This is a genomic window from Ruegeria sp. AP7 (assembly GCF_056539905.1).
Genome location: NZ_JBQFVT010000003.1, coordinates 266,680 through 279,654 on the forward strand (window position 1 = coordinate 266,680; position 12,975 = coordinate 279,654).

General features: G+C 54.5%; 12 protein-coding genes. 6 read left to right on the plus strand and 6 right to left on the minus strand.

Annotation, left to right across the window (positions count from 1 at the left end; all coding sequences use genetic code 11):
- Positions 1-12 precede the first annotated feature (12 nt).
- The 3 genes from deoD to ACR0KN_RS08590 form a co-directional block, all read right to left on the minus strand.
- A complete protein-coding gene (gene deoD, locus ACR0KN_RS08580) occupies positions 13-723 on the minus strand; it encodes a purine-nucleoside phosphorylase (protein WP_480652804.1) in 711 nt (236 codons plus the stop codon).
- A gap of 17 nt (positions 724-740) precedes the next feature.
- Entirely contained in the window at positions 741-1,058 is a 318-nt protein-coding gene (locus ACR0KN_RS08585) for an H-NS histone family protein (protein WP_480652806.1), read from the minus strand.
- A 111-nt stretch (positions 1,059-1,169) separates the two neighbouring features.
- Positions 1,170-3,137, minus strand: a complete 1,968-nt coding sequence (locus ACR0KN_RS08590; protein WP_480652808.1) for a methylmalonyl-CoA mutase family protein — start codon at positions 3,135-3,137, stop codon at positions 1,170-1,172.
- Positions 3,138-3,282: 145 nt separating this feature from the next.
- Here ACR0KN_RS08590 and ACR0KN_RS08595 point away from each other — a divergent pair, with 145 nt between their 5' ends.
- The 6 genes from ACR0KN_RS08595 (at position 3,283) to ACR0KN_RS08620 (ending at position 10,189) form a co-directional block, all read left to right on the plus strand.
- Positions 3,283-4,665, plus strand: coding sequence for a 1-acyl-sn-glycerol-3-phosphate acyltransferase (locus ACR0KN_RS08595; protein ID WP_480652810.1), 1,383 nt, complete (start codon positions 3,283-3,285; stop codon positions 4,663-4,665).
- A gap of 112 nt (positions 4,666-4,777) precedes the next feature.
- Entirely contained in the window at positions 4,778-6,064 is a 1,287-nt protein-coding gene (gene ccrA, locus ACR0KN_RS08600) for a crotonyl-CoA carboxylase/reductase (RefSeq protein WP_010442845.1), read from the plus strand.
- Positions 6,065-6,429: 365 nt separating this feature from the next.
- Positions 6,430-7,149, plus strand: a complete 720-nt coding sequence (locus ACR0KN_RS08605; RefSeq protein ID WP_480652812.1) for a helix-turn-helix transcriptional regulator — start codon at positions 6,430-6,432, stop codon at positions 7,147-7,149.
- Between the two features lie 83 nt (positions 7,150-7,232).
- Entirely contained in the window at positions 7,233-7,871 is a 639-nt protein-coding gene (locus ACR0KN_RS08610; RefSeq protein ID WP_480652814.1) for an acyl-homoserine-lactone synthase, read from the plus strand.
- A gap of 60 nt (positions 7,872-7,931) precedes the next feature.
- Positions 7,932-9,464, plus strand: a complete 1,533-nt coding sequence (locus ACR0KN_RS08615) for an ATP-dependent DNA helicase (RefSeq protein WP_480652815.1) — start codon at positions 7,932-7,934, stop codon at positions 9,462-9,464.
- Positions 9,461-10,189, plus strand: a complete 729-nt coding sequence (locus ACR0KN_RS08620; RefSeq protein WP_480652817.1) for an SDR family oxidoreductase — start codon at positions 9,461-9,463, stop codon at positions 10,187-10,189. Before ACR0KN_RS08615 ends, ACR0KN_RS08620 begins: the two co-directional genes overlap by 4 nt.
- Before the next feature lie 2 nt (positions 10,190-10,191).
- On the opposite strand, the gene ACR0KN_RS08625 is transcribed toward ACR0KN_RS08620, so the two are convergent.
- The 3 genes from ACR0KN_RS08625 to ACR0KN_RS08635 form a co-directional block, all read right to left on the minus strand.
- A complete protein-coding gene (locus ACR0KN_RS08625) occupies positions 10,192-10,956 on the minus strand; it encodes a TIGR02186 family protein (RefSeq protein ID WP_170544560.1) in 765 nt (254 codons plus the stop codon).
- Position 10,957: 1 nt separating this feature from the next.
- A complete protein-coding gene (locus tag ACR0KN_RS08630; RefSeq protein WP_170474303.1) occupies positions 10,958-11,878 on the minus strand; it encodes a sulfite exporter TauE/SafE family protein in 921 nt (306 codons plus the stop codon).
- A 91-nt stretch (positions 11,879-11,969) separates the two neighbouring features.
- A complete protein-coding gene (locus ACR0KN_RS08635) occupies positions 11,970-12,893 on the minus strand; it encodes a sulfite exporter TauE/SafE family protein (RefSeq protein ID WP_170771918.1) in 924 nt (307 codons plus the stop codon).
- Positions 12,894-12,975 lie beyond the last annotated feature (82 nt).

Sequence of the window (12,975 nt, forward strand, 5' to 3'; positions counted from 1 at the left end):
CTCCGGTATTGTTCAACCGTCTGGAAACGCTGCTTGAAGCGCAATCTCAACCATCTCGCCAAAGCTGCTTTCCCGATCCGAGGAGGGCAGGGCTTCGCCGGTCAGCAAGTGGTCTGAAACTGTGAGCACCGCCAACGCCCGGCATTTGTGACGTGCAGCGAGGATATAAAGCTCAGCCGCTTCCATCTCGACCCCTAAAATGCCGTGGCGAACCATTTGTTCGTTCAGGTCTGGACGCTCATCGTAGAAAACATCTGACGAATAGATGCCTCCCACATGAGTCGGTGAACTTTTGGACTGCGCCGCTTGCGCCGCGGCCTGCAGCAATCCCCAATCGGCGCAAGGGGCGAAGTTCATCTCTTTCATGATGCCGCGCGACGGCGTGCTGAGCGTGGTTGAGGTCATCGCCAGAATGACATCACGCACATTCACGCTTTCCTGCATGCCACCACAAGAACCGATCCGGATCAGTGTTTTTGCACCATAGTCGCGGATCAGTTCGTTCACATAGATTGAAAGGGACGGCATCCCCATGCCGCTGCCTTGAATCGTAACACGGTTTCCTTTCCAGGTGCCGGTGAAACCCAGCATGCCACGGACTTCATTGACCAGTTTAACATCGTCGAGAAACGTCTCGGCCGCCCATTTTGCGCGATAGGGATCGCCGGGCAAAAGAACAGTTTCGGCGATATCTCCTATTTTGGCTCCAATATGAATTGTCATTTTGGCATTTCCTCAACTCAGATCTCGAGGTCAGAAATATCGATGCCTGCATTCAGAGCGTCGTGAACCCATTGCGGTTTACGACCGCGCCCTGTCCAGGTTTGTGTTGGGTCGTTAGGGTTTTGGTACCTTGGCTTGGCCTTTGAGCCTTTCGCCGGCTTTGAACCATCGCCCGACAATTCAGATAGCGAGAAGCCAAACTCGGCTGCAGCCTCTTGGGCCGCCTTCAACGCCGCTTTTCGCTCTCGCGTTTCAGCGCTTTTGAGTGCCTTTTCGACCTGATCGCGCAATTTGAGCAATTCTTTGCGCGACATTTTCTCTAGATCGATTGCCATTTATCTCTCCAATCCGGTTATTCCGTTGCAAAACGCAATGGGAATTCAATTCATCCGAATATCTCTATTCCATCCGATTGGGAATTAGAATTGGAAATTCATTTTTTATTTTTACTCAGCCGCGATTTCCTTCGGGTCGACCAAGGTCACAATATCACCCATGATCAAATTTAATTCGAAGTTCTTTGGGGTATAGATTTTAGCCACGCCCATGTAACGTAATTGCTCTGCATCTTCATCGGGAATAATGCCGCCTACGATTACAGGTATGTCGCTCAGACCCGCTTCGGTCAGACGCGTCATTACGTCTCTGACAAGCGGTAGATGGCTACCCGAGAGGATGGATAATCCGATCACATGCGCACCGTTTTCCTGGGCCGCTGACACGATTTCTTCGGGTGTCAGGCGAATACCTTCATAACTGATATCCATTCCACAATCGCGTGCGCGGAAAGCAATCTGTTCAGCTCCGTTCGAGTGGCCGTCCAACCCGGGCTTGCCGACAAGGAACTTCAAGCGGCGTCCAAGACGGTCGCTGACTGCATCAACGGCGGCGCGCAAATCCTCCAACCCTTCGGTTTTGTTCGAAACCGAACCGGAAACACCTGTCGGCCCACGATAGGTGCCGTATGCTTTGCGCATCTCTTCGGCCCATTCACCGGTTGTAACCCCGGCCTTGGCCGCGGCGATTGAAGGTTCCATCACATTAGCACCTGATTGCGCCGCTTCGCGTAAGGCCTGCAGCGCCGCGCTAACCGCGGCGTTATCCCGCACTGTCCGCCAGTCATTGAGCCGCCCGATCTGTTCCTGTTCAACCGCCGGGTCGACAACCATGATGCCGCCATCTTCAGTTTGCAGGGGTGAGGCTTCACCCTCGATCCATTTATTGACCCCAACAACAACGGTCTCGTTGCGTTCGATCCGGTTCAGGCGTTCGGCGTTGGATTCGACCAGGCGGGATTTCATGTATTCGATCGACGCAACAGCGCCACCCATCGACTCGAGGTTGGCCAATTCGGCCCGCGCACCATTCTTGAGTTCTTCGACTTTGGCATCGATTACCGGGTTGCCATCAAACAGATCACCATACTCCAGCAGGTCGGTTTCATAGGCGAGAATCTGTTGCATCCGCATCGACCATTGCTGATCCCAAGGGCGCGGCAGACCCAGCGCTTCATTCCAGGCGGGCAATTGAACCGCACGGGCGCGGGCGCGTTTTGACAGGGTGACCGCCAGCATTTCGATCAGAATGCGATAGACATTGTTTTCCGGCTGCTGTTCAGTCAACCCCAGCGAGTTCACCTGAACGCCGTAGCGAAAGCGGCGGAACTTGGGGTCTTCGACACCATAGCGTCGCTGCAGAATCTCATCCCAAAGATCCACAAATGCGCGCATTTTGCACATTTCGGTGACAAACCGGATGCCCGCATTCACAAAAAACGAAATCCGTCCGCAGAGTGCGGGGAAGTCTTCCGCCGGAACGCGCGGACGCAGCTCGTCCAGAACCGCGATGGCGGTGGCTAGCGCATAGGCCAGCTCTTGCTCGGGCGTCGCGCCTGCCTCTTGCAAATGGTAGGAACACACGTTCATCGGGTTCCATTTGGGCACGTTTTCGTAGCAATACTCGGCCACGTCCGCGATCATCTTCAGGGATGGCTTGGGCGGGCATACATAGGTGCCGCGGCTCAGATATTCCTTGATCAGATCGTTCTGGACTGTGCCCTGCAGTTTAGAGACATCAGCACCCTGTTCCTCGGCCACCGCGATATAAAGCGCCAAAAGCCATGGGGCTGTGGCGTTGATCGTCATCGAGGTGTTCATCTGTTCCAGCGGGATTTGATCGAACAGATTCCGCATATCCCCCAGATGGCAGATCGGCACACCGACCTTACCAACCTCTCCACGCGCCAACGTATGGTCGCTGTCATATCCGGTTTGGGTTGGCAGATCGAAAGCCACAGATAGTCCGGTCTGGCCTTTAGCCAGGTTTGCACGATAAAGCGCGTTTGACGCTTTGGCCGTCGAGTGACCGGCATAGGTACGGATGAGCCAGGGGCGGTCTTTCTGCAACTGCGTCATGGGTCGGGCCTCGCGGATCGGTGGGTAACAAAATTACGTTCTATAGGCATAAATCGCAATTTTCAGTATATGTCAATTCGCTGCGTTGCGGCATTGCAAGTTTCTTCAGATTGTGGGTGTTTGCGATTGATGGCACTGTGCCCAAATGATGCAGACTGTGGAAATACCGATTTGGTTGTTTGTACTGATTGTGCTGTTTGCCACGGTCACCTTTGCCTCGCATTTCTTATTTCCTTCAGTGCGGTGGTTTTTCCGCCGCCGCCTTGAACGTGCTGTTGCGCGGCTGAACAAACGCCTGCAGCGTCCGATCCAGCCGTTCAAACTGGCCGGGCGCCACGATATGATTCAGAGGCTTATCTATGACCCTCAAGTCAGCAAGGCCGTACAGAAGCATGCCAAAGAGGAGGGTGTGCCCGATGCCGTCGCCTCGGAACAGGCCCAACGCTATGCACGAGAGATCGCCCCGTCTTTTTCAACAGTTGCGTATTTCAGCATAGCCATTCGATTTGCGCGAATGCTCAGCAACGCGTTCTACAAGGTCCAGTTGGGGTATGAGGACAAGTCGGCCCTAGACAATATCGATCCCGAAGCGACAGTCGTTTACGTCATGAACCACCGCAGCAATATGGACTATGTGCTTGTTACCTATCTGGCGGCGGATCATTCGACACTTTCCTACGCTGTGGGCGAATGGGCCCGTGTTTGGCCGCTGAGTCGTTTGATACGTGCAATGGGGGCCTACTTCATTCGACGTAAATCGGGCAGCGATTTGTATCGTCAGGTGCTGGCAAGCTATGTGCGTCACGCGACCGAAGCGGGTGTTACACAGGCCATGTTCCCAGAGGGCGGGTTGAGCCTGACAGGTAAACTGGGCCGCCCTAAGCTGGGTTTGCTCAAATACATCATCGATGGCGTGGATCCGAAGGGGCGGGATGTTGTATTCGTACCTGTCGCCCTGAATTACGATCGCGTTTTGGAAGATACAGTCCTGACGGCTGCGGCGCAGGACAGTGAACGCCGGTTTCGTGCACGTATTGGGGTCATCACGCGCTGGACACTAAAGCAAATCTGGCGGCGTCTTGTTGGGCGTTACAAAAAGTTTGGGATTGCATCAGTCCAATATGCAACGCCGATATCCTTAAAGGAATTTCGCGCTTCGCATGAGCGGGATTTGACGACTGATTTGGCGCGCGAGCTCATGCGTAGAATCGGCGCTGCGATACCCTTTGTGCCGGTCCCCGCTGCTTGTCGGCTGCTGCAGGACGAAGGGCAGATGTCAGAAGAGGACCTGAAATCTCGATTGCTGGAAATGGGTGGTAAAGCCGTCGCCAACGGCGAAGGTGAGGCAATTGATGATGCGATCAACCAATTAGTTGAGCGCCGGATATTGCGGCGAGAAAATGGAGTGCTGCGCCCTTCAGGCGAGCGGGGCGAGTTGCTTGCATATTATGCGGCTGCGTCCGAGCCTGTTGATCGCGCAGGACATGATGCAGCTGCAGAAAGTAATTCTGCGACCGCTGGGTCATAAAATTACAAAAATACATCAAAAACGGTTGCAATATTACTCAGGGATCAATATTCCATCTGAGGAAAGCCGCGATTCTGCGGCGCGGCAATAGATAAGAACAAAGGAGGCCAACATGGCTTTGGATGTCGATAGCGGTATCGCGTCGTATGAGGCACCGGAAAAGGACCTCTATGAAATGGGTGAAATCCCTCCGATGGGGTATGTACCCAAGCAAATGTATGCTTGGGCCATCCGGAAAGAGCGTCATGGCGAGCCAGACACGGCAATGCAGCTCGAGGTGGTTGATGTCCCCAAGCTGGACAGCCACGAAGTTCTGGTTCTCGTTATGGCGGCGGGTGTGAACTACAACGGCGTCTGGGCATCGCTTGGCAAACCCATCAGCCCGTTTGACGGACACAAAGCCCCTTACCATATTGCGGGCTCGGATGCTTCGGGCATCGTCTGGGCCGTGGGTGAGAAAGTCACACGCTGGAAGGTTGGCGACGAAGTGGTCATTCATTGCAACCAGGATGATGGTGATGATGAGCACTGTAACGGCGGCGATCCGATGTACTCGGACAGCCAGCGCATCTGGGGATATGAGACACCAGATGGGTCGTTCGCGCAGTTTACAAATGTACAGGCACAGCAGCTGATGCCGCGCCCCAAGCACCTGACTTGGGAAGAAAGCGCCTGCTACACTTTGACCCTGGCAACGGCTTATCGGATGCTGTTCGGTCACGAACCGCATGACTTGAAACCTGGCCAGAACGTACTGGTCTGGGGCGCGTCGGGCGGTCTGGGCTCTTACGCAATCCAGCTGATCAATACGGCGGGAGCTAACGCGATCGGCGTGATCTCGGACGAAAGCAAACGTGACTTTGTTATGGGGCTGGGTGCCAAAGGCGTTCTGAACCGCAAGGACTTCAACTGCTGGGGCCAGTTGCCCACGGTCAATACGCCTGAATATGCCGAATGGTTCAAAGAGGCCCGCAAGTTCGGCAAGGCCATCTGGGATATCACCGGCAAAGGTGTGAACGTCGACATGGTGTTCGAGCATCCGGGTGAAAGCACATTCCCGGTATCGACCTTTGTGGTGAAAAAAGGCGGCATGGTCGTGATTTGTGCCGGGACCACTGGCTATAATCTGACCTTCGACGTGCGCTATATGTGGATGCATCAGAAACGTTTGCAGGGCTCGCACTTCGCTCATCTCAAGCAAGCCGCCGCAGCGAATAAGCTGATGGTAGAACGCCGATTGGATCCTTGCATGTCCGAGGTGTTTACCTGGAAGGAGCTGCCCGAGGCGCATATGAAGATGATGCGAAATGAACACAAGCCGGGCAATATGTCGGTGTTAGTTCAGGCTCCGTATACGGGTATGCGCACCCTTGAGGAAGTATTAGCCGCCCGCGACTAACGGTCTCAGTTTTTTTCAGCTTCATCACCCGCAAGGCATAGCTTCGTCCTTGCGGGTGATTTGCGATTCCCGGTTATCAATTTTTTTCAATACGTTAGAAATCTAGCCCCCACTATTTCTGGGGAGTAGAAAGCAGTGAATAGGCCGAAATAGACTGCACATGTTATGGTTGTGTTAACCCTTCGTTAACTATTTCGGAGACACCCTAATGGCGCAGAATGAGTGGATATTGGACGTATTGTCGGATCTCAACGCCTTTGCGGTGGCAAATGGGTTGAGCGCACTTGCCGAGCAGCTTGATGATACAAGGCTAATCGCAGCGGCCGAGATTGCGTCCTCAAAGGATGAGGCTTGCGCGCCCGCGAATGGGAACAAAGTTCGATTTGAGTCAGATCCTCGAGGATTTGGAAAGCACCAGCACGCTTGAAGAGCTTGCGACTATACTCATCCAGCTGCGTGACACGCTGCGCATCGACCATGTAACCTATCACTGGGTCGATGGTGCCGGTGACCAATATGGGTTTACGACATATTCAGATGCCTGGGACAAGCAGTATCGCGATAAAAACTACCACCGGATTGATCCGGTTATTCTTGGTTGTTTTCAGCGCTTCCATGCGGTGGATTGGAAACAATTGCATTGGTCGGGCAAAGCCGTCAGAGCTTTTTTGGAAGACGCGCAGGATCATGGTGTTGGCAATCAGGGATACTCGATCCCATTGCGCGGACCCAGCGGGCAGTTCGCATTGTTCACCGTGAATAACACGTGCGACGATGCGGCCTGGCAGACGTTCAAAGACGCCCATGGTCGCGATCTGATCTTAGTGGCGCATTTTCTTAACCGAAAAGCACTGGAATTTGCCAAAAATCGACAACCGGAAACGACGCGCGGGCTTTCACCTCGCGAGATAGATGCGATGACACTGCTGGCGCTGGGTTACAATAGGGCGCAAGTGGCACATTCGCTTTCGATCTCGGAGCATACGCTCAGGGCCTATATCGAAAGTGCGCGTTCGAAACTCGGAGCGCAGAATACGACTCATGCAATCGCCACCGCGCTTAGCAGAGGATTAATAGTCGTTTAACCACCGTACGGTGGTCTCATCCAATATTAACCACGTGTTTGCACCTCTTCTGTTCCAGATATGGACGACAAGGGAAATACATCATGTTGCGTAATATTTATGCTAATGAGCTGCATAAATTGCCGGCATTGGCCGAAGGAATATTCAGAGATCGCGCCGATCAGTTCAAAACCCGAATCGGTTGGGATGTAAAGGTTAACGAAAAGGGGGAAGAGCGGGATCAATACGATGACCTCAATCCGCTCTATGTGATCTGGGAAGAAGCGGATGGCAGTCACGGAGGGTCGATGCGGATATTGCCGACGACCGGTCCGGTTATGGTGAACGACGTTTTTGGCCATCTCACCGGGGGCAGCCCGATCCGAAGCCCGCTTATTTGGGAGGTCACGCGCTTTTGCCTTTCTCGAACTGCCAGCGCCCATACCGCAAGGGCTATCATGCTAAGTGGGGGCGAGGTTATGGAGGGATTTGGACTGACCCATATCGCTGGCGTGTTTGATGCCCGTATGATCCGGATTTACCGAATGATTGGGTCATCACCCGTGGTTCTGGGATCAGAAGGCAAAGGTCGTGATCAGATTTCGGTAGGCCTATGGCCTTATTCCGCAGAGGATTGCAACCGAGTCGCTGCCCGTGCTGGCATCCCGAGAGAGTTATCGCGCTTGTGGTTCAATACCGCATTTGGGAAGGGGAAGCAGCATCGGTTCGCTCTCTCTGCCTGACAGCGCGGAAATCGTATTCCGCCTCTGGTGGCGCACGGCGCGTCCTTGTAGGGTCGCGCCATGTCTCTGCCTCAAGTCACCTTTTCCGATGATCAAGCCACCGCTTTCGACAACATTGCCGAGATGTTGCGCTCGGCCGGAGTTGATCTTGAGGATGACGCTTTGTTGAAACTTCCCGGAAACGGGAAATCGGGTGTCATGGCCGTGGTTGGCAAGGCGGGATCTGGTAAAACCCTTTTGCTGGCGGAACTTTACAAGGCTCTGGCCGAAACTGGAGTCAACCTGATCTCGGGCGATTTTGAAAGCCGCAAGTCCCGCGACAAACGCAGCCTTGCGATCCTTGCTCCGACGAACAAGGCAGCCAGTGTTTTAAGATTGCGTGGAGTGCCTGCAACGACAATCCACCGTATCCTTTATACACCCGTTTATGACCCGGAATATGAGAGGATTGCCGAATGGCTGGCGGGCAATGACGAACGACCCGAGATTGAAGGGTTGACCGACGAAGCGCTGGACCGGGCGGCGGCGTTTTATGCCAATAACAAATCCATTCCCGGCGCTCTGGCCGCTGCTGGTCTGCGTGGATCTGACTTTATCACTGGCTGGAAACGCCGCGATGAACCCCTCGATATTGGCTTTGTGGACGAAGCCTCGATGCTGGATGACCGGCAATTTGAAGATCTGAAAGAAATCTTCCCGACGCTGTTGCTGTTTGGTGATCCGGCGCAGTTGGCACCAGTCAATCAATCGGGTTCGATGGTTTTTGACGGGTTGCCAGAGCCGCGTAAGCAGATCTTGCATCGTGTACATAGGCAGACGGCTGATAACCCAATACTTGATCTAGCCCACGCTCTATCCGATCCCGCCATGGGCTTTGAGGATTTTGAGCGTCTGATTGAGGACACCGCCCGCGAGGATGATCGCGTTGTCTGGGGTCAACGGGTCGAAGTCGATCTGATGGCGCGCAGCCCTGTTCTGGTTTGGCGCAACGCGACCCGCATCCGTTTGATACAGGCGTTCCGCAGCGTGCATGGTGCGCCGGAAACTGAGCTGCTGGAAGGTGAACCACTGATCTGTGACGGCATTGAATTGCCATTGAAGCACCGCAAGAAACGGCTGGATCTTGAAGCGCGCGGGCTAATCAAAGGGGCACAGGTTATCTACCTTGGCCCTGGTCGCAAACCCGGGTTTTCGCGCTTACATGTTATGGGAGCTGAGGACCCGCAGGTCTCGGCTGCATCAATTGTGCAAATTGAAAAGCCTGATGAGGAAGAGCCGTTCATTCCCTTTGCCGCGCGGATGGGGGCGACGTTTCTGCACGGTGCTGCGGTGACAATTCACAAGGCGCAGGGCTCTCAATGGGACACCGTGCAGGTGTTTGCACCGGATATTTATGCCGCCGCGCGTATGGGACGGACCGAGGCGGGGCAGCCGCTTTGGAAGCGTCTTGCCTATGTGGCTATTACCCGTGCGCAGGAGCGATTGATCTGGGTGGTGCGGAACAGATTGTCAAAGCCAACACATCCCTTAAGGGTAGATGACCTGCGGGCCGTCGCGGCGCCGTCGCTGACATTGGAGTCGGAAGTGACATGAAGACAATCATCGTAACTGGCGCAAGTTCGGGCATTGGTCGCGCGACCGCCGAGTTGTTTCTGGTAGAAGGTTGGACAGTTGGTCTATTGGCCCGCAGCGCCGACACACTTGAAGCAATGGCGCAGGGCAGCGACAAGGCGATCCCTTTGGTTGCCGATGTGACCGATGCAGAAGCGGTCACTCAAGCTTTCACCAACTTTGTAAAACAAACCGGCCGTCTGGATGCGCTGTTCAACAACGCTGGCATTTTTGCGCCGGGTGGCACGATTGATGAGATCGCGCTTGAGGATTGGTACAACTCGGTCAATGTGAATCTGAACGGGATGTTCCATTGCGCGCGCGCCGCGTTTGCCACGATGCGATCGCAGAAGCCACAGGGCGGGCGGATCATCAACAATGGATCAATCGCGGCCCATGTACCGCGCCCGAATTCGGTACACTACTCGGCAACAAAACATGCGATCACGGGCCTGACACGGAGCTTGTCGCTGGATGGGCGGGATTTTGGAATTGCCTGTGGGCAGATTGATATCGGCAACGCCCGCACGCCCATGGTGCAAGAGCTGGTCGAGAACGCCATCGCTGATGGTCGTCAGCCCGATCCAACGATGGCTGTTGGCGATGCCGCCCGGTCTGTGCTGCATATGGCCCAGCTACCGCTAGAAGCAAATGTGCAGTTCATGACCGTGATGGCGACAAAGATGCCCTATATCGGCCGCGGCTGAGCCTAGTTTTCGCGCAACAGTCGGAAAGCGGTCGATGCACCCCACCCTGCTGCAATCGCTATCGCCAGCGACATAAGCCCGTACCAGATCGGCTGTTCGCGGGACATGCTGTAGAGGAACCTTTCCAGCCCAACCTTGCGTACATCAATAGATGTTTCGAAAGTTGAGACAACCATACCACCCCGCGTCAGGAAAATACGGGCGGCATAGCTACCTTCTGTAAGGTCTGACGGCATTTCGATCGAAGTTCGGAACAGAGTTTGTTCGTCAACCGCCACAGTGTCTTCACGGATGGAATACAAACCTTCATCCTCTCGGATGCGAATGACGGCTTCGGAAAAGTCCTGAGCGCCCTGAATATTCATATCGGCACCCACCGAGCGGATGGCGCGTTCGATTGAAACCTTGTACCGCAGATCTTCGGTTTGAGTCAGTACTTCACCGAACGGGGCGCTCGTGGCTACGGCATAAAAACTAGGGGCCAGATCAACAACCAGGCTATCGGTGTTTACCCAGATGCCAAATCGCTTTTCCTTGCGCCGAACGGTTACGGGTTCGGATGGACCAGCGACAGCGACAACAACCTCAAGCGGGGGGCCTTCCGGTATGGGGGCTTCGCGTTTTACAGCTCCGAATACCAGAATCTCGGAGCCGTCGAAATTTGCCGTGATTGATACGCGATCCTGGCTTAATCCCAGAACAACTTGTTCTTCGGCGGCAAAAGCGGGCAGACAAATCAGAGATAGAAGGACAATCAAACGCAACATCTTAGTGTCCTCCATCCGTGCCGAGCGAGTACAGCTCGGAAGGTTGTAGCAACAAATCAAGTGCCAGCTTGCCGCAGACGACAAGCACAAGCGCGGCAAGCAGAACTCGCAGCTGCTCGGCTGGCATCCGGGCCCCGATAACAGTTCCCACCTGGGCTCCGACCACGCCACCGACCAGCAGCAGAACGGCCAGCACGACGTCAACCGTATAGTTGGTCGTGGCATGCAGCATGGTGGTGAAGGCGGTTACGAAGATGATCTGAAACAGGGAAGTCCCTACAACCACCTTGGTTGGCATGCCCAAAAGGTAGATCATCGCAGGCACCATAATAAACCCGCCGCCAACCCCCATAATGGCTGACAAGACACCGACGAACAGGCCAACGATCACTGGTGGAATGACCGAGATATAGAGGCCAGATGTCCGGAATCGCATCTTGAACGGCATGGCGTGAACCCATCCACGCTGGCGCCGCTTCGGAGGAGGCGTACCGCCTTTTCGGGTTTTGCGTATTGCATTCAGGCTTTCGACGAACATCAGGCTGCCGATGATGCCCAGAAAGACGACGTAGCAAAGTTTGACCAGCAGATCGACCTGACCAAGACTTTTGAGATAGTTAAAGACGACGACGCCCAATGCAGCACCTGCCAACCCCCCAACCAATAGGACTGTCCCCATTCTCAGATCAACGGTTCGGCGTCTGAAATGTGCCAGAACCCCTGAGAATGAAGAGGCAACAATTTGGTTGGCTTCGGTTGCAACGGCCACGGCGGGTGGAATGCCGATAAAGAACAGCAATGGGGTCATCAGGAAACCGCCCCCAACGCCGAACATCCCCGACAAAATGCCGACCATTCCGCCCAGACCCAACAACAGGAAGGCGTTTACGGAGACTTCGGCTATGGGCAGGTAAATATGCATGATACCGTCACGTTATTACTGGCGTTACCGGGCTTGGACCGGCCCGTTCTCTTGCGGTCGGGGTGGCTTGCGGGCAGAGCTTGCAACACGGCTAAACTCCTCCGGGTTCTGAGAGAGAAAAATAGTCAGGCGGCGTCAGGAGCAGGTCAAACCCGATTTTTGCAGCAACTGCAATGACCAAAAGAGCCAACAGAATGCGTAATTGCTCGGCCTTCAAACGTGCGCCGATTTGGGTGCCCAATTGTGCGCCCACAACCCCCCCGATCAAAAGAAGAACCGCAAGAAGCACATCGACGCTGTAGTTTGTCGAGGCATGTATCATCGTCGTGAACCCAGCCACAAATATGATCTGAAACAGGGATGTGCCGATCACGACTTTTGTGGGCATACCAAGGATATAGATCATCGCGGGCACCATGATAAATCCGCCGCCAACTCCCATGATCGCTGACAGGATACCAACGCCGAACCCGACCAGTGCGGGTGGGATCACTGAAATATAAAGGCTCGAAGCACGAAAGCGCATTTTGAAGGGTAACGCGTGGACCCATGTCCGTTGCCGGCGCTTGGCGACAGGGGTACTTCCTGACTGCCTTGCGCGACGGATAGCGTTCAGGCTTTCGACAAACATCAAGCTGCCGATCACGCCTAGGAACACGACATAACAAAGCTGAACCGCCAGATCGACCTGGCCGAGATGTTTCAGAAAGTTAAAAACAACCATTCCCAAGGCCGCACCGAGCAGCCCTCCGCCAAGCAGGACGGTGCCCATCTCAAGGTCAACGGTCTTGCGTTTCAGGTGCGCCATTAGCCCAGAGAACGATGAGGCCACAACCTGATTGGCCGATGTGGCCACCGCCACAGCCGGGGGTATGCCGATGAAAAAAAGCATAGGGGTGATCAGGAACCCCCCGCCTACGCCAAACATACCGGACAAAACACCAACCAACCCGCCAATTCCAAGCAGCAGGAAAGGGTTGACCGAAACTTCGGCTATGGGGAGGTATACGTGCATACCCCCTTAGAACGGTTGCGACATACAAAATCAACTCTGTATGCCGCTCTGCAGCAAACAGGACTGAGGAGCAGTCCTGAAC

What these genes read in the sequence shown, in the direction of transcription:
- deoD (WP_480652804.1), bottom strand. Translation starts at nt 723, where the DNA reads ATGACAATTCATATTGGAGCCAAAATAGGAGATATCGCCGAAACTGTT.
- ACR0KN_RS08585 (WP_480652806.1), bottom strand. Translation starts at nt 1,058, where the DNA reads ATGGCAATCGATCTAGAGAAAATGTCGCGCAAAGAATTGCTCAAATTG.
- ACR0KN_RS08590 (WP_480652808.1), bottom strand. Translation starts at nt 3,137, where the DNA reads ATGACGCAGTTGCAGAAAGACCGCCCCTGGCTCATCCGTACCTATGCC.
- ACR0KN_RS08595 (WP_480652810.1), top strand. Translation starts at nt 3,283, where the DNA reads ATGATGCAGACTGTGGAAATACCGATTTGGTTGTTTGTACTGATTGTG.
- ccrA (WP_010442845.1), top strand. Translation starts at nt 4,778, where the DNA reads ATGGCTTTGGATGTCGATAGCGGTATCGCGTCGTATGAGGCACCGGAA.
- ACR0KN_RS08605 (WP_480652812.1), top strand. Translation starts at nt 6,430, where the DNA reads ATGGGAACAAAGTTCGATTTGAGTCAGATCCTCGAGGATTTGGAAAGC.
- ACR0KN_RS08610 (WP_480652814.1), top strand. Translation starts at nt 7,233, where the DNA reads ATGTTGCGTAATATTTATGCTAATGAGCTGCATAAATTGCCGGCATTG.
- ACR0KN_RS08615 (WP_480652815.1), top strand. Translation starts at nt 7,932, where the DNA reads ATGTCTCTGCCTCAAGTCACCTTTTCCGATGATCAAGCCACCGCTTTC.
- ACR0KN_RS08620 (WP_480652817.1), top strand. Translation starts at nt 9,461, where the DNA reads ATGAAGACAATCATCGTAACTGGCGCAAGTTCGGGCATTGGTCGCGCG.
- ACR0KN_RS08625 (WP_170544560.1), bottom strand. Translation starts at nt 10,956, where the DNA reads ATGTTGCGTTTGATTGTCCTTCTATCTCTGATTTGTCTGCCCGCTTTT.
- ACR0KN_RS08630 (WP_170474303.1), bottom strand. Translation starts at nt 11,878, where the DNA reads ATGCATATTTACCTGCCCATAGCCGAAGTCTCCGTAAACGCCTTCCTG.
- ACR0KN_RS08635 (WP_170771918.1), bottom strand. Translation starts at nt 12,893, where the DNA reads ATGCACGTATACCTCCCCATAGCCGAAGTTTCGGTCAACCCTTTCCTG.